14 protein-coding genes and 2 pseudogenes are annotated in these 16,292 nt (G+C 64.7%); 5 read left to right on the top strand and 11 right to left on the bottom strand.

Annotated elements, in window-relative coordinates; genetic code table 11:
* The first annotated feature begins 14 nt into the window (after positions 1 to 14).
* Positions 15 to 1,004, top strand: coding sequence for a GlxA family transcriptional regulator (locus tag OR16_RS06425; protein WP_006157152.1), 990 nt, complete (start codon positions 15 to 17; stop codon positions 1,002 to 1,004).
* 44 nt (positions 1,005 to 1,048) lie between these two features.
* Here the strand turns inward: OR16_RS06425 and OR16_RS06420 are convergent, their stop codons facing one another.
* Positions 1,049 to 2,170, bottom strand: a complete 1,122-nt coding sequence (locus OR16_RS06420; protein WP_006157151.1) for a helix-turn-helix transcriptional regulator — start codon at positions 2,168 to 2,170, stop codon at positions 1,049 to 1,051.
* 218 nt (positions 2,171 to 2,388) lie between these two features.
* Here OR16_RS06420 and OR16_RS45410 point away from each other — a divergent pair, with 218 nt between their 5' ends.
* The 4 genes from OR16_RS45410 to OR16_RS06405 all read left to right on the top strand — a co-directional run bounded on the left by OR16_RS45410 (position 2,389) and on the right by OR16_RS06405 (position 6,279).
* Positions 2,389 to 3,285 (top strand): hypothetical protein, encoded by an 897-nt coding sequence (locus OR16_RS45410; RefSeq protein WP_006157150.1) that lies wholly within the window; start codon positions 2,389 to 2,391, stop codon positions 3,283 to 3,285.
* A gap of 20 nt (positions 3,286 to 3,305) precedes the next feature.
* Positions 3,306 to 3,872, top strand: a complete 567-nt coding sequence (locus OR16_RS45405) for a hypothetical protein (RefSeq protein WP_237716954.1) — start codon at positions 3,306 to 3,308, stop codon at positions 3,870 to 3,872.
* A gap of 374 nt (positions 3,873 to 4,246) precedes the next feature.
* Complete coding sequence (locus tag OR16_RS06410; RefSeq protein ID WP_006157148.1) at positions 4,247 to 5,536, top strand: MFS transporter; 1,290 nt, start codon at positions 4,247 to 4,249, stop codon at positions 5,534 to 5,536.
* Positions 5,537 to 5,748: 212 nt separating this feature from the next.
* Entirely contained in the window at positions 5,749 to 6,279 is a 531-nt protein-coding gene (locus tag OR16_RS06405; protein ID WP_043418674.1) for a MarR family transcriptional regulator, read from the top strand.
* A gap of 43 nt (positions 6,280 to 6,322) precedes the next feature.
* Here the strand turns inward: OR16_RS06405 and OR16_RS06400 are convergent, their stop codons facing one another.
* From OR16_RS06400 to OR16_RS06355, 10 genes and pseudogenes are all read right to left on the bottom strand, one after another.
* Complete coding sequence (locus OR16_RS06400; RefSeq protein WP_006157145.1) at positions 6,323 to 6,847, bottom strand: aromatic-ring-hydroxylating dioxygenase subunit beta; 525 nt, start codon at positions 6,845 to 6,847, stop codon at positions 6,323 to 6,325.
* Between the two features lie 17 nt (positions 6,848 to 6,864).
* Positions 6,865 to 8,129 (bottom strand): annotated as a pseudogene (locus tag OR16_RS06395) (aromatic ring-hydroxylating dioxygenase subunit alpha).
* Between the two features lie 103 nt (positions 8,130 to 8,232).
* Positions 8,233 to 9,214: pseudogene (locus OR16_RS40965) on the bottom strand (NAD(P)/FAD-dependent oxidoreductase); the annotation flags it as partial.
* Positions 9,215 to 9,223: 9 nt separating this feature from the next.
* A complete protein-coding gene (locus OR16_RS06385) occupies positions 9,224 to 9,541 on the bottom strand; it encodes a non-heme iron oxygenase ferredoxin subunit (RefSeq protein WP_006157143.1) in 318 nt (105 codons plus the stop codon).
* A 74-nt stretch (positions 9,542 to 9,615) separates the two neighbouring features.
* Entirely contained in the window at positions 9,616 to 10,674 is a 1,059-nt protein-coding gene (locus OR16_RS06380) for a branched-chain amino acid ABC transporter permease (protein ID WP_006157142.1), read from the bottom strand.
* On the bottom strand, positions 10,674 to 11,558 hold the full coding sequence (locus OR16_RS06375) for a branched-chain amino acid ABC transporter permease (RefSeq protein WP_006157141.1): 885 nt from the start codon (positions 11,556 to 11,558) through the stop codon (positions 10,674 to 10,676). Before OR16_RS06375 ends, OR16_RS06380 begins: the two co-directional genes overlap by 1 nt.
* Positions 11,559 to 11,570: 12 nt before the next feature.
* Positions 11,571 to 12,317 carry an ABC transporter ATP-binding protein gene (locus OR16_RS06370; RefSeq protein WP_006157139.1) on the bottom strand — a complete coding sequence of 249 codons (747 nt, stop codon included), beginning with the start codon at positions 12,315 to 12,317 and terminating at the stop codon, positions 11,571 to 11,573.
* Positions 12,314 to 13,090: an ABC transporter ATP-binding protein gene (locus OR16_RS06365; RefSeq protein ID WP_006157138.1), complete on the bottom strand. Its 777-nt coding sequence runs from the start codon at positions 13,088 to 13,090 to the stop codon at positions 12,314 to 12,316. The genes OR16_RS06370 and OR16_RS06365 overlap by 4 nt, the downstream gene beginning before the upstream one ends.
* 43 nt (positions 13,091 to 13,133) lie before the next feature.
* Positions 13,134 to 14,306 carry an ABC transporter substrate-binding protein gene (locus OR16_RS06360; protein ID WP_006157137.1) on the bottom strand — a complete coding sequence of 391 codons (1,173 nt, stop codon included), beginning with the start codon at positions 14,304 to 14,306 and terminating at the stop codon, positions 13,134 to 13,136.
* Between the two features lie 240 nt (positions 14,307 to 14,546).
* Positions 14,547 to 16,151: an MFS transporter gene (locus OR16_RS06355; protein ID WP_006157136.1), complete on the bottom strand. Its 1,605-nt coding sequence runs from the start codon at positions 16,149 to 16,151 to the stop codon at positions 14,547 to 14,549.
* Between the last annotated feature and the right edge of the window lie 141 nt (positions 16,152 to 16,292).

Here is a 16,292-nt window from a genome sequence, read left to right as displayed (position 1 = left end):
TGCGTTTTCAGCCAATGAAGGATTTCACGGTCCTGGCGCTGTCCGGCGCCTATTCAACCAGCGTGGCCGCGACGATCGATATCCTGCGCGCGGCGTCGCTGCTCGCGCCGCGCATGCATCTGCCCCGGCCTACCTGGCGTGTTGTCTCGACATCGGGCCGTTCGGTGCCGTTGAGCGGCGGCATGCATATCGAAGCCGCAGCCTTGCCAGGGCGGCTGCGTACGGAGGCGAAGCAGGCGACGACCTGGGTCGTGCCGGGGCTGGGCATCGACGATGCCAATGCCATCGCGGCCCGCCTGGCGCACGAGGATGCGCGGCAGGCGGCCCGGGCTGTTGCCACGCATGCCGCGTCCGGCGGCCATGTCGCGGCATCTTGCTCCGCAGTGTTCTTGCTTCAGGCCGCGGGCCTGCTGGCGCAGCGCCGGGTCACGACGTCCTGGTGGCTGGCGGCCGAGTTGCAGCGCCTGGAGCCGCGCTGCATCGTCGATGCCGACCGCATGGTCTGCGCGGATGATCACGTAAGCACGGCCGGCGCCGCGTTTGCACAGACCGATCTGATGCTTCACCTGTTGCGCCGCCGGTTTGGCGTTGCCCTTGCCGACGCGGTGAGCCGGGTTCTGCTGATCGACGGCCGGCAAGCACAAGCCCGCTTTGTCGTACCGGCCATGCTGTCCAATGGCAACGCGCTGGTCGGCCGCCTGGTGGCACGGATCGAATCCGCGTTGCCGCATCCACCCAGCGTCCAGGCGTTGGCGGACGAGTTCGCCATGTCCCAGAGAACGTTGTCGCGCCATGTCCGTGAGGCCACGGGCAAAAGCACCTTGGCGCTGGTGCAGAGTGTGCGGCTCAATCGCGCCCGCATGCTGATCGAATCGAGCCGGATGTCCGTCGAGCAAGTGGCCGAGCAGGTGGGTTATGAGGATGCCACGGCGCTCAGGCGCCTGATGCGCAAGCGGGCGGGTGTCACCCCCAGCCAGTATCGAACGGCGGGCGAAGCGCCTTGATGCGGGATTCGGCGGAGTACTCAAAGGCCACTGAACTGCGGCCGTTAGTCAGAAGGAGTACGTCGTGGAAGTACCCACAGCATCGCACTGACTGCCTCAGCCTGGGTTCGGGTGTGCGTCTTCTCGTAGATCGCTCTCAGCTGCGTGCGGATCGTGGCAAGTGAAACACCGATGCTGGCCGCGCATTCGTCGGGCGTCTCGCCCCGGACGAGCGCCTCTGCCACCGCAGCTTCCGCCTTGGACAAGCCAAAAGCCTGCCGCAACTGTTGCGCCACAACCAGCGCGCCTGCGCACCGCCGCCGTCTAGCGGTAATCATGATGGTGGCATCGCCAAACGCTGCGCGCAGCGTTTGTGCGGGAAGGGAGGTGATGCTGAGAAAAATCTCGTGCGGGGTGTCCAATGCGCCTTGCAAGGCTAAGCTTTCGCCTTTTCTTGTCTTTGCTACGCATGCAATGGCCGCCTGAAGGTAATCATTCTCCGCCGAGACCACCGCAGTCAGGCGACCGTGCGCCAGCCTTAGGCAGGCGGTCGCACGCAACATGGATTCGGCGGCCTGATTGACAGAGACGACACGCGAGTTTCTGTCCAGGGCCAATACGGCAAGCCCCAGTTCCTCCATCAGTTCGGCACCGAGCGCGGCATCGCGGTGCAGGATTCTTGCATCCTGCCAGAGATTAATGGAGCGCTGTAGATGCCCGGTCATGCCCGCTGCGGCGTTGCGTTCCTTCTGCGAGTACGGCGTTCTGCCATATGCCCGCAGCAGGCCGAGCAGGATGTCATCGCTGCCTGGGCGAGCCAGGCGAACGCCCATCAGATAACGAATACCCGACGGGATCTGATAGTCCTGGAAGAATTCGCTGCGCTCGACATCCCGATCGGTGAGATGATCCTGGCAACAGACGAACTGGCCGATAGCCGCCTTCTCGACAAAGCCGCGGCGAGGATCGAGCGCGCCATAGTATTGGTCGTAGCGGGCAATGACGTCATCCAACTCCCCTCGAGGGGAGTACACCGAAAGATGGGGGGCGTTGCTTGCCGCATCCCAACTGAACATGTGGAATAAATTGGCACCCAGAGTCTCGGTGACCTGGTGGAACACCTCAAGAAAGCTGTCGTGGTGCAGCGCGGCCTCATAGAGGTCCCCGATAAGCTGGTCTCCGAGCAATTGCTTTCTCCCCAAAAAGCAGTGCAATTTAATTGTGGTGTATTCGGCCTAAAACTTCACGGGCCATGCCAGAACCATCTCTTTTTGCCAATTTATCACAGCTTTTCTGCGGGGGGCACCGCGAAAATCCCTGAATTTCATCCATCTGAATGATGACCGGCGAGATGGGCTTCCGGAAAATCCGGGCCACTAACTAGAACGGGTCAGGGAGGAAAAAAATGAAGCTCAAGCCTTTAGCGATCAGCTTTGTAGCGCTTTCGTTGGCCGCCTGCGGCGGCGGCGGGGATTCCGCATCCACGTCGGGCGGAACGGCCACGCAAACGCCGGCGGCGCAGACCGTCAGCGGTGTGGTCGCCACTGGTTTGCCGTTGTCCGGTGCCGCAGTCAACATGACCTGCGCGTCAGGTTCCGGAGCTACAACGACGGCCACGGACGGCAGCTATTCGGTCGCAGTCAAGGGCGCAGTCCTGCCCTGCGTGCTGACCGCCACCAGCAGCGACAGCAAGATCATCCTGCATTCAGTGGTGCCAGGCGCCGGGTCGGGCAGCAGCAACGCGACCGCGCATATCACGCCGCTCACCGAACTGCTGGTTGCCCAGTTGGGCGGGCAAAACCCGGCTCAGTTTGTGGCAGCGTTCGGCCCGACGACGGCTGTGAGCGCGACCGCGGTCAGCAGCGCCCAATCGGCCTTGGTCTCCGTACTCAAGAAGGCCGGATTCGATCCTTCCAGCGTCGGCGACTTTATCGCAGGCGCGATCGCTGCGGGGAGCCATCAGGGCTATGACGCGATTCTGGATACCCTGCAATCAACCATTGCGAGCGCAAATACCAGCCTGAGTGAATTGAGCGCCGCCATTGCCAACAGCACGGGCAGCACCACTGCCGCCGCCTCGACCCTCGGCACCATTCTGGCGCCTGCGAACGCCGATTGCACCTCGCTGAAGAGCGGCGATCACCGCCTGATCAAGCTGTCCGACGGATCTGCAAAGCTGGCGACGGTGGATGCGACGAAATTGACCGTCGCCATCAGCGGCACAACCTATCAGCTCACCAAAGGCGCGACGAGCTGCGATTTCCAAACCAGTTTGGTACCCACGGCTATACCAAAGGCGTAACCACATCGGCCACAAACTGCTTGAGTGGCTACGGCAGCTGCGCAGTCGATACCGTCACGCCATATGGGCATCTGGTCGCCACGCCCGATGGCGGCGCGGATTGGATTGACGATGGCAGCCAGGCGGGCACCGCACAGTTCCACGCGGTTGGATTCAGAAACGCGCAAGGAAACATCCTCTGGATTGCCACAGTGTTGGGCCAAGGAGGAGGCGTAGGTGTTTTTGTCCCGCAAACGACACTGCCTCTGCCGGCGGTTGGTACCGCAAGCGCCTTTTGGCAACGCATTGTTGACAACACCACGGGCCTGAGCGCGGTCACTGAAGATAGTCACACCATTACTGCGCTGAATGGGTCAACCGTCACGCGTACCTTTGCTTCGGATAGCCATTCGGACGTGCTGAGTTTCAACGATCCGTTCAACGGGATGCGTCACCGTGCCGCGAATGCCTGCACCACCTCAACGGGTGCCGCACAGAACTGTAGCGCGACACTGCAACTGCCAATGGGCGGCATGACGTTGGCGTGGTCGGGGTCCGGAGCGAGCTATCGCGTTTCGATTTCGGTGACCAAGCCCGGCAGCTTGTAAGCACCCTGTGCCCGATGTCTGGGGCGCTTGGCACCGGCTTGTGATGAGCCGGTGCCAGCTCATTTCGATTCTGTGTCACCACGGTAAGTCGCGAGTTGGCGCCGGCGCCCCTGAGGGCCTCCTTTCCATGCGACGTCTTGAGGTGGCTGTGAGGTGGCTGCGGCAATTTCCGCCATCGCCTGGCGGCTGTCTTCTTCCCTTTCAGGCAAGTCGCGCAGCGCAGCGCGATGCGCGTGCTGCGCGCCAAGGGCCTGCGTGCCAGATACTCCCCGGTGTTTCCCGTTGCCCCTTCGCCGGCCCCGGCCAGCCACGCCCGGCCAGCCACGAGAGTAGAATCTCGCAAAATTTTTCGCTTGTGGCGCACGGGAATCGACATGACACAGGGCAATGCCAACGCCGCCGCGGTGACCGGGCTGGAGCCGGCCGCGGTGGCAAATCCACCGCACGGCCGGCAAGGCCTCACTGAACAAGAGCAGGACGCCTACGCCCGCAAAGCCGTGATCGCCTCGTCGGTCGGCTACGCGCTGGACGGCTTCGACCTGCTGATCCTCGGCTTTATCCTGAGCGCGGTCTCTGCCGGCCTTGGGCTCACCAGCACCCAGGCGGGCTCGCTGGTCACCTGGACGCTGGTGGGCGCGGTCGCCGGCGGCATCGTCTTCGGCATCCTGAGCGATTACGTGGGCCGGGTGAAGGTGCTGACCTGGACCATCCTGCTGTTTGCCGTCTTCACCGGCCTGTGCGCGCTCGCGCAGGGCTACTGGGACCTGCTGGCCTACCGGACCATCGCCGGCTTTGGCCTTGGCGGCGAGTTCGGCATCGGCATGGCGCTGGCTACCGAGGCCTGCCGGCCCGGCCAGCGTGCCCGCGTTTCCTCGTATGTGGGCCTTGGCTGGCAGGCGGGCGTGCTGGCCGCGGCGCTGCTCACGCCGGTACTGCTGCCTTATATCGGCTGGCGCGGCATGTTTGCCATCGGCGTGCTGCCCGCCGTGGCGTCGTTCGTGGTGCGCCGCTTTATCGGCGAGCCGGAAGTATTTGTGCAAGGCAGCAAGGTGGCGCGCAAGGGCAATCCGCTCAAGATGCTGGTGGCCGACGCCGCGACGGCGCGGGCCAGCCTGGGCGTGGTGGTGCTGTGCTCGGTACAGAATTTCGGCTACTACGGCCTGATGATCTGGATGCCGACCTACCTGGCCAAGCAGTTCAATTACTCGCTGACCAAATCCGCGCTGTGGACCTCTGTGACCATCATCGGCATGGCCATCGGCATCTGGGTGTTCGGCCAGCTCGCGGACCGCATCGGCCGCCGGCCCACCTTCCTGATCTACCAGGTCGGGGCGGTGGTGATGGTCTTTGTCTACTCCCAGCTCTCAACCCCCTACGCGCTGCTGTTCGGCGGGGCGGTGATGGGCCTGTTCGTCAACGGCATGATCGGTGGCTACGGTGCGCTGATCTCGGAGCTGTATCCGACGCAGGCGCGTGCCACCGCGCAGAACGTGCTGTTCAATATCGGCCGCGGGGTGGGCGGATTTGGCCCGCTGGTGGTTGGCGCGCTGGCTGCCAGCTACTCGTTCGGCACCGCCATCGCCGTGCTGGCGTCGATCTATGTGCTGGATATCCTTGCTACGCTGTTCCTGATTCCGGAGCGCAAGGGCGCCGCGCTGGAGTAACCCGGATCGCCAAGCCGTTGGCTGGAGATGTCGATCAGTTCGTTCAACAGCCCGGCGCGCAGCCGGGCGCGCTCGAAACGCAGGGCGGTAATGGCGAGGACGTTGTTGGTCGCCAGCGCGGACGCCACCAGCGCCCTGAAGCGGTGCGTTTCGGCGCAGGCCGGGGACAGTCGTCTATACTTGTCAGCATGCTAACAGGTTTGGTGAGTTGAATGTCCTCTGCAAAACGTCAAACGACGCGCTCCGCGCCTCCGGACGAGGATCCGGTGCAGTCCGAAGCAGACCCGGCGAAGGAGTTGCTCTGGGCGCGGCCCGGCTTCCTGGTTCGTCGCCTGCACCAGATCCACGTGGCCATGTTTTTCGAGGAATGCAAGTCGCCCAGCATCACGCCGGTGCAGTACGCCATCCTGACGGTGCTATCGGTGCTGCCGGGCCTGGACCAGACTGCGCTGGGGCAGGAAGTCGGGTTCGACCGCACCACCACCGCCGACGTGGTGCGCCGGCTGGAAGAGCGTGGCCTGGTCGAGCGCAAGGACAATCCGGCCGACCGCCGCACGCGTCACGTGCACCTGACCAAAGAAGGGCAGACGGTGGTGGCGTCGCTGCGCGCCGATATGGAGCGTGCGCAGGAACGCATGCTGGCGCCGCTGCGCCCCGCGCAGCGCAAGGTGTTCATGGAGTTGCTGTCGACGCTGGTCGAGGCTAACAACGACTATAGCCGCACCGTATTGCGCATCATGTAATGGCGGCGCGCCGGCCCGGTGCCGGCGCTCGGATCATGCCGGCTCAGACCGGATAGACCAGGTCGTTGGCGATGATGGTGGTGTCGTACACGACCTGGCGCTCGGCCAGCAGCAGCTTGCCCTCGATACGGGCGAAGCGGTCGTGATAGGTGCCTGCCATGTGGATGGTGGTGGCGCCTTCGACCAGCGTTTGCAGCAGCAGGAAGCTGGCCTGAGCCTGGATCTCGCCAGACTCGCTTTCATCGGTGACGCGCGTATTGGTCACGAGATGCAGCATATAGCGCGGCGCGAACATCTGGGTGCGCGCAATTGCCACCGCCCGGTCGTGCATCATGCCGCGGCCTTCGGCGTAGACCAGCCCAACCGGCATGCCGAGCTCCACGTTTTCGCGCGCCGTGACGCGGTAGATGCAATGCTCGGTAAAGAACTCCGGCCACGATTCCACCATGCCGGCGTCGAGCACGGCGCAGTATTCGCTGTGGAAGGCGTCGATCTCCATGCGCAGCGCTTGCGCGCGCGCGGCGGCCAGCTTGCAGGGCCGAAAGAGGCTGTGCGCCGTCGGTGTCATGGTTGGTGTCATGCTGTTCAGAACCCCATTACGTTGCGATAGTATTGGTACATGGCGCGGATCGCGGATTCCGAGATCAGCGAGTTGGCGGTACCGACGTGGCCGGGATCGAGCTTCAGCACATTGCGCTCGGTGCTGGAGCGGCGCACACCCTCCTGCACGAACTTCATCGCCTCGTTGTCTTCCAGGCCAAGGAAGCCGGCCGGGCCCATCAGGTTGCCCTGGCGCAGGCGGTGCCGCGTCATTTCCTCGGTGTCATCCTCATAGCCGAACATGGTCCACTGCATCAGCATGCTGTCCGGGCCGTTGGGCACGATCTGGCGCACGCCCAGGGTATTCATCTCGCGCTGCACGATCAGGTTCGGCCAGATGGTCTGCATGGTGACGGACCACGGCGAGTCGAACTCCTTGATGTATTCCAGGAAGCGGTCGTCCTGCAAGCGCATGCCCTCGTGGTAGGAACGCATTTCCTTCTTGTTCTCGTCGCTCACCGCCGCGTACTTGTCCTCCTTCTTGGCCGAGGCCATGGTGCCGTGGCGGCCGTGCACCGGGTCGGCGATCATGGCCGAGTCGTTGCCGGCCACCAGCAGGCCGAACACCACCAGGAAGGAGTGCAGCAGCGTGGCGTGGTACGGGTCCTTCAGGTTCTCGTGGTACATCTTCCAGTTGCAGGGCAACTCGTTCTTGTAGTACCCGAGGATCTTGAGCGGCTTGCCATTGAACACCACATCGAAATCCTTGAGGATTTCCGGCGTCAAGTACACGTCCAGCGGCTCCATGTCGCGCCGTTGCGCGTGGCCACGTTCAGCTTCACCAGGCCATGGTCTTCGTTGCGGAAGTCCTTGGGCATGCCGCCGGCCCGGTTCACGCCGCGCTTGAACGGCACGCCCTGCAGGTTGCCCTTCAGGTCGTAGGACCACTGGTGATACGGGCAGACGAACTCCTTGGCGTTGCCCTGGCCATGGCGGCAGAATTCCGCGCCGCGATGCGCGCAGCGGTTCTCGAAGACATTGACGGAGCCGTCTTCCGCGCGCGCCACGACGACGGGCGTCGGCCCGACGTAAGAGCGCTTGAAGTCGCCGGTGTTGGGGATCTCGGCCTCCAGCGCGACGAAGTTCCACGTGCGGCCGCGAAAGATCTTCTCCAGTTCCAGGTCGTACACGGCGTTGCTGGTGTACACCCAGTCCGGGATGAAATGCAGGGCATCCTCCGGCCACTGGCAGGCCGCCAGTTCGGCATCCTTGGCGCGCGGCGTGCGGTTGATGAGCGCAGGCAATGGCATGGCGCAGTTGCGCGCCGGCCATGCCGAGCAGCAGGAATCCGGGTGGCTTGCCGCCGTCGGGGGCTTCGATGCTGCCGCGCAGCGTGTAGCGAAGCGCGGGGTCCACGGCGCCCAGCATCTGGATGTTGCAGCCGAGCTGGTCGGTCCAGAACCAGGGCACGGCGGCGGGGGCGGTTTCCACGCCGAGCATGGCGGCGGCGGCGATGCGGGCCTGCTCGTTGGCGTTCTGCCACGACTCCAGGCGCATCTGCTGGCCGAACAGCGGCTGGAACTGGCTGGCGCAATCGCCAGCGGCAAACACGCCTGGCGCGCTGGTGCGGCAGTGCAGGTCGACCTGGATGCCACCGTTTGCCGGGTGGAGCGCAAGCCCGGCCGCCTGCGCCAGGCTCACATTGGGATGCAGCCCGATGGCCACCACCACCAGCGGGGCGCGCAGCGCGCTGCCGTCCGTCAGCGTGAGCGCGACCTCATTGGCGGCCGGCGGGATCGACGCGATGCCGCAGCCCAGGCGCAGGTCGATGCCGAGGCTGCGCACACGTTGCGCCAGCCAGTCCGAGAACACCGGGGGCACGGCGCGCTGCAGCAACAGCGGCGCGGCTTCGACCACCGTGGCCGAGGAAGCCGCCACCGATCACCAGCACCGCACGCTCGCGGCGCAGAGCGGCCCGCAAGCCGCGCGCATCGGCGAGCGAGCGCAGGTAATGCACCCGGGGCTGCCCCTCGGGCAGGGCGGGCAAGGTGCGGGCGCGCCCGCCGGTGGCCAGCAGGCAGTGGCTGAAGGCAAGCGCCTGGCCATCGGCGCAATGCGCCGTGGCGCGGGCGGGATCAAGCGAGGCCACGGTGGTGCCCAGGCGCAGGTCGATGCCTTGCTCCGCATAGAAGCCCGCCGCATGCACGCCGATGCGCGCGTCCTGCTGTTCGTCAGCCAGCACGGACTTGGACAGCGGCGGGCGCTCGTATGGCGCGTGCGCTTCTCCGCCGACCATGACGATGGCGCCGTCATGGCCCAGCGAACGCAGCGTGGCGGCGGCCGTGGCGCCAGCCTGGCCGGCGCCGATGATCAGGATGGGGGCGTCTTGAGACATGGCCGGCGCTCAGGCGGTGACCATGACATCGACCATGACGTCGTTGTCCACGATCTTGACCGGGTAGACCTTGATGGCCTGGGTCGCGGGCGCGCACATGGGCTGGCCGGTGCGGATATCGAAGCGCGCCTGGTGCAGCGGGCATTCGATGCAGCCGTCTTCCAGGTAGCCGTCGGACAGCAGGGCGTACTGGTGCGTGCAGACATTGTCGGTGACGAAGAACTCGCCCTCACTGCGGTAGAGGGCCAGTTGCGCGTCCCCGAGCGTGAGCGGCATCACTTCATCGTCCTGAAGCTGGCCGGTCGTGGCGATCTTGGTCCAAGCCATGATGCATCTCCTTTAATCAGTATGCTGAATATTAATTGTCAGTGTACTGAATTAAATTGCTGACTGAATCAGCGTTAACCCTTGGGGGTGCCCGAGGCGGCGGGATGGCCGTGGAAGGCCGTGGCGGCGCTGGCCGGGGCTGGGCGCGCCAGTGCGGCCCGGCGCGCCAGCAGGGCCTGCACTTCGCCCATGATGCCGCGGCGCAAGGTGAGCACGCAGACCACGAAGACCAGGCCCGTGACCATGCTGACCGACTCGCCCAACGTGTTGAACCAGTCCACGCCTGTCATCGCGGCCAGGCTGCTGCCGGCGTCGCCCAGCTTGTTCTCGATCGCGACGATCACCAGCGCGCCCAGGATGGGCCCGGACAAGGTGCCCATGCCGCCCACCAGCACCATCAGGATGACGGATCCGGACATGGCCCAGTGCACGTCGGTCAGCGTCGCAAAGCCGAGCACCAGTGTCTTCATGGCGCCCGCCAATCCGGCCAGCGCGGAAGACAGCACAAAGGCCAGCAGCTTGAAGCGGTCGGTGTCATAGCCCAGCGAGATGGCGCGCGGCTCGTTCTCCTTGATGGCCCGCAGCACCTGCCCGAACGGCGAGTTGACCACGCGCGCGATCAGCAGCAGCGCGGCACCGGCCACGATGGACACCACGTAGTACATCGTCAGGTCGCTCTCCAGCGAGAGCAGCCCGAACAGGCTGCCGCGCGGCACCGCCTGCAAGCCATCCTCGCCGCCGGTGACTGGCGCCTGCAGGCAGAAGAAGTAGAACATCTGCGCCAGCGCCAGCGTGACCATCGCAAAGTAGATGCCTTGGCGCCGGATCGCCAGTGCGCCAAAGGCCAGGCCGAGCAGCGCGCCGAACGCGGTACCCGCCAGCAGCCCGAGTTCCGGCGTGACGTGCAGGGACTTCATCGCAAAGCCGCAGGCATAGGCCGCCCCGCCAAAGAATGCGGCATGGCCGAAGGACAGCAGTCCGGTAAAGCCCAGCAACAGGTTGAAGGCGCAGGCAAACAGGGCAAAGCACATCAGCTTCATCGCCAGCACCGGGTAGGCGCCGAGGAACGGCGCCAGCGCGACGGCCGCCATCAGCAAGGCGCCGGTCAGTCTTGCGCGAGAATCGAGAGTCATTATTTTTCCTTTCCGAACAGGCCGGCGGGGCGCACCATCAGCACGCACACCATGGCCACGAAGACGACGGTAGCCGAGGCCTCCGGGTAGAACACCTTGGTCATGCCTTCGAACACGCCCAGGCCCAGCCCGGTCGCGATGGAGCCGAGGATCGAGCCCATGCCGCCGATCACCACCACGGCAAACACGGTGATGATCAGGTTCTGGCCCATCAGCGGCGAGATCTGCATCACCGGCGCGGCCAGCACGCCGGCAAAGGCGGCCAGCCCCACGCCGAAGGCGTAGGTCAGCGTCACCAGCAGCGGTACGTTGATGCCGAATGCCTCCACCATGCGCGGGTTCTCCGTGCCGGCGCGCAGGTACGCGCCAAGCCGGGTCTTCTCGATCACGTACCAGGTGACGAAGCACACGGAGAGCGAGGCCACGACCACCCAGGCGCGGTAGTTCGGCAGCACCATGAAGCCCACATCGGTGGCGCCGGCCAGTGCCGCAGGCGTGGCATAGGACAGGCCGGAGACGCCGTAGCCGGAGCGCAGCAGCCCCTCGATCAGCAGGCTGATGCCGAGCGTCAGCAGCAGGCCATAGAGGTGGTCGAAGCGATAGAGGCGGCGCAGCATGGTGCGCTCCAGCACCACGCCCAGCACGCCGGCAACCAGCGGGGCCAGCACCAGCATCAGCCAGTAATTGAGGCCCAGGTAGGTGAGGCCCATCCACGCCAGCACGGCGCCCAGCATGAACAGGGCGCCGTGGGCGAAGTTGATGACGTTGAGCAGGCCAAAGATGACTGCCAGCCCGAGGCTCAGGATGGCATAAAACGAGCCATTGACAAGTCCGAGCAGCAGTTGGCTCAGCAGGGCGGGCATGGGTATGCCAAAGAATTCCATGACGATAGTTCCTTACACGCCAAGCAGGGCGTTCAGCGTGGGCATCTTGCGCTCGAGCTCGCCGGCGTCGAAACACGCCACCATGCGGCCGTGCTCCATCACGTAGAAGCGGTCTGCCAGCGGGGCGGCGAAGCGGAAGTTCTGCTCCACCATCACGATGGTGTAGCCGCGCTTCTTGAGCGTGGTGATCATTCTTGCGAGGGTTTGCACGATGACCGGCGCGAGCCCTTCCGAGATTTCATCGAGCAGCAGCACGCTCGCGCGGGTGCGCAGGATGCGGGCGACGGCCAGCATCTGCTGCTCGCCGCCGGACATGCGCGTGCCCTGGCTCTTGCGGCGCTCCCACAGGTTGGGGAACATCGCGTAGATCTCGTCCAGCGGCATTGGCTCGCGGCCTGGCGTTGCACCGTCCGGCTTGAACACCGGCGGCAGCATCAGGTTCTCCTCGCACGACAGGCTGGAGAAGATCGCGCGTTCCTCCGGGCAATAGCCCAGGCCCAGCGGCGCGATACGGTGCGTCTTCATGCCGATGGTCTCGCACCCGTTGACGCGGATCGAACCCTTGCGGGCCCCGACCAGCCCCATGATGGCGCGCATGGTGGTGGTGCGGCCGGCGCCGTTGCGGCCGAGCACGGTGACGACCTCGCCTGGATCGACCGTCAGGTCCACGCCGTGAAGGATGTGGGATTCGCCATACCAGGCGTGCAGGTCCTGGATCTGCAAGGCCGGAGTGGGCTGGCTGATGGGTTGGCTTATCATGTGGCCTCCGTCAGTGCGGCATCGGCGGTGCCCATGTACGCCTCCATCACCTGCGGGTTGCGCGCCATTTCCTCGTACGGCCCTTCGGCCAGGATGGCGCCCCGCTGCAACACGGTGATGCGCTCGGCGATGGACGACACCACGCTCATATTGTGTTCGACCATCAGCACGGTGCGTCCCGCGGAAACCTGTTTGATCAAGGCGGTCACCACCTCCACGTCCTCGTGCCCCATGCCCTGGGTGGGCTCGTCGAGCAGCATCAGCTCCGGGTCCATGGCGAGCGTGGTGGCGATCTCCAGCGCGCGCTTGCGGCCATAGGCCAGCTCGGCGGTCGGCAGTTCGGCGAAGCCTTCCAGGCCGACTGCCTTGAGCAGCGCGACAGCGCGGTCGTTGAGTTCGTCGAGCGAGCGCTTGCTCTTCCAGAAGTGATAGGCGGTGCCGAGCTTGCGCTGCAGCGCCACCCGCACGTTCTCCATCACGGTGAGCTGCGGGAATACCGCCGAGATCTGGAAGGACCGGATCACGCCCTTGCGGGCGATCTGGGCGGGGCGCTCACGCGTGATGTCCTCGCCGTTGAACAGGATGGTGCCGGCGGAGGGCGTATGGAACTTCGTCAGCAGGTTGAAGCACGTGGTCTTGCCGGCGCCATTGGGCCCGATCAGGGCGTGGATGGCGCCGCGCCGAATGCGCAGGTCGACCTTGCTGACGGCGGTGAAACCCTTGAACTCCTTGGTGAGTCCCCGGGTTTCAAGGATGACGTCAGCCTGGCTCATGCGTGCTCCGTGTTGTCATTGCATAGCGGTTGGTCATCGCGGCTCACTTCTTCACCAGGGCGCATTCGCTGGCGGACAGCGGACGGAACGCCGAGTCGCCCGGGATCGTGCCGATGTACTTGGCCAGGTCCCACGGGCCCTTCGATTCTGCCGGCGTCTTGGCTTGCGCCAGGTACATGTCGTGCACCATGCGGCCATCCACGCGCACCTTGCCAGCGTGCACGAAGTCGTCGTTGACGGCGAGGGCACGCATCTTTTCCGCCACGGCCGGGCCATCCACCGTCTTGGCCGCCTCAACCGCCTTCAGGTAGTGCAGCACACCGGAATACACGCCGATCTGCCCGTGCGTCGGGTAAGCCTTGTGCTTGGCGTAGAAGCGCTCCACGAAGGCCTTCGACTTGGCGTCGAGGTCGAGCTTGAACGGGTCCACATAGGTCAGGCCCTGCGCCACGCTGGGGCCGAGGCTCTTCAGGTCGGTGATGAAGGTCGACGGCGTGATCACGGTCTGGCCGCCCTTGATCAGGCCGAACTCGCCCGCGGCCTTGACGCCGTTGATCATGTCGTTGCCGGCGTTGGCCAGCACCACTACCTTGGCTTTGGAGGCGGAGGCCGCCACGATGGGGCTGCTGAAATCGCTGGCGTTAAGCGGATGCTTGGTGCTGCCCACGTTCTTGCCGCCGCTGGCCTCCACCTCCTTGCGGAAGTCCGATTCCAGCGACTGGCCCAGCGCGTAGTCCACGGTGATGTAGTACCAGCTGTTCTTGCCGTCGGCGATCAGCCGCTTGACCAGCGGCGCCGACACCGAATACGTATCCCAGCCCCAGTGGAAGCCGGTGGGCGAGCAGTTCTGGTTGGTCAGCGCCATGGCGCCGCCGGTGGAGACGATATTGATCTTCTGCTTTTGCTTGGCGATTTCCTGCACCGCCAGCGCGGTGGAGGAGTTGGGGAAGTCGATCACCATGTCCACGCCATCGGTGTCGAACCAGCGGCGAGCCAGCGACGAGGCGATATCCGCCTTGTTCTGGTGGTCGCCGGAGAGCACCGTGACCGGCTTGCCGAGCGCCTTGCCGCCGAACTCTTCCACGGCCATCTGCGCCGCGAGCACCGAGCCGCGGCCCGAGAGATCGGCGTAGGAGCCGGACATATCGGTGATCACGCCAACCTTCACGCCGGTGGCATCCGCCAGCGCAGCGGTGCTGCATAGCAGGGCGATCAAGGCGGGGATCAGGGCAGGGACTAAGGCAGAGACAGGGGTACGGCGTGCGTTGTGCAGAGACTTCATGGGGGCGCTCCAGACAGGGTGAATGGGATTAAACAATCAAGGTAAAAACGGCACACTTCGCCATGCATCGTTTGTGTACCGGCCGGCTTCGTCTTGGTGCGTCGATCAGTATGCTGAATATAAACAGCAGTGTACTGAGCAAATTTCGGGCCAGATGACGAAGCCGGGGGCGGATCAGGTATCCAGGTCGCGGCCCCGGGTCTCGGGCACGAAGATCAGGCCGATCACAAACGCGATGGCGGCGATCGAGACCGGATACCAGAGGCCAAAGTACACATTGCCGCTGGACACGTTCATCGCCGTCACCACGAAGGACAGCATGCCGCCGACCCAGCCCGCACCCAGGTGGAAGGGCAGGGACAGCGAGGTGTAGCGGATGCGCGCGGGGAACAGTTCGACCATGAACGCCGCCAGCGGGCCGTACACCATGGCGAGAAAGAGGATGGGGATCAGCAGCATCAGGAACAGCATCGGGCGGTTGATGGCCGCCGGGTCCGCGTGCTCCGGCCAGCCGGCCGCCACCAGCGCCTGCTTGATTGCCGCTTTGTCAAAGCCCTGCAGCGTGGTGCCGCCGATGCGCAGGTCGGGTTGCGTGCGGACATCATCCTGCGTGAACTCGTAGCCGACGCCGAGATCGGTCAGGTAGCCCTTGACCTTGTCGCAGGCCGATACCGGCTCGGCAAACAGGCGGAAGTGGCAATCGCCGGCGCGCAGCCGCACGGTGTTGTGCTGCTGGAACTGCTCCAGTGCCGGGTTGGCGTAGTGGGTCAGGCCCTTGAAGATGGGCTGGGTGGTCAGCGCCGCCAGCAGGCAGGCGGCCATCATGATGTACTTGCGGCCGATCCGGTCCGACAGCCAGCCGAAGAACAGGTAGCAGGGCGTGGCGATCACCAGCGCGATGCCGATCAGCAGGTGCACCAGTTCCAGCGGGACGTGCAGCGTCTTGTTGACGAAGAACATCGTGTAGAAATGCCCGGTGCCAAAGATGGCGCCGAGCCCGGACGCCACCACGAACAGCAGCAGCACGTACTTCAGGTTGGCCCAGTTCGTGAAGCTGTCCAGGATCGGGGATTTCGAGGTGGCATTGCCCGCCTTCATGCGCGCGAAGATCGGCGACTCATGCAGCTTGCCGCGGATATAGACCGACACCACCAGCATCAGGAACGAGACCAGGAACGGCAGGCGCCAGCCCCATTCGCGGAACTGCGCCTCGGTGAGAAAGGTCTTGAGCAGGTACACCACCAGCAGCGAGGAGAGCAGGCCGAGCGTGGCCGTGGTCTGCAGGGAACTGGTGTAGAGCCCGCGCTTTTCCACCGGAGAGTGCTCGGCGACGTAGGTCACCGCGCCGCCCACCTCGCCGCCCAGCGCCAGGCCCTGCAGCAGGCGCAGCGCCACCAGCAGGATGGTGGCGGTGATGCCGATCTGGCCGTAGGTGGGCAGCAATCCGACTCCCACCGTGGCGATCCCCATGAGCAGGATCGTGACCAGGAACGTGTACTTGCGTCCGATCTTGTCGCCCAGGCGGCCGAACAGCAGCGCGCCGATGGGCCGCACCAGGAAGCCCGCGCCGAAGGTGGCCAGGCTGGCGAGGAAGGCGGTCGTCTCGTTGCCGGGCGGGAAGAACAATGCACCAAAATAGACCGCCAGCGCTGCGTAGATATAAAAGTCGTACCACTCCATCAGCGCCCCGAAGGACGACGCGAGGATCACCTTGCGTTCTTCCCTTGTCATGCCCTGCTTGCGCACGGCGGCACCGTCATTGGTCAGGCTGATCGTCATGGTCTCTCTCTCCGGGGGCGGCCCAGCCTGCGCGTGTATGTGCTCTACACTGTCAGCATGCTGAGTAATTTCAATCAGTGTACTGAGCAGAATTTATCAGTGTTATGGGGGTTAACCCTTTTGACTCCGCCTAGACATTCC

The organism is Cupriavidus basilensis OR16 (genome assembly GCF_000243095.1).
GTDB classification, from domain to species: domain Bacteria; phylum Pseudomonadota; class Gammaproteobacteria; order Burkholderiales; family Burkholderiaceae; genus Cupriavidus; species Cupriavidus basilensis_D.
Note: the sequence above shows the minus strand (reverse complement) of the source record. Positions and strands in the feature narration are given on the sequence as shown.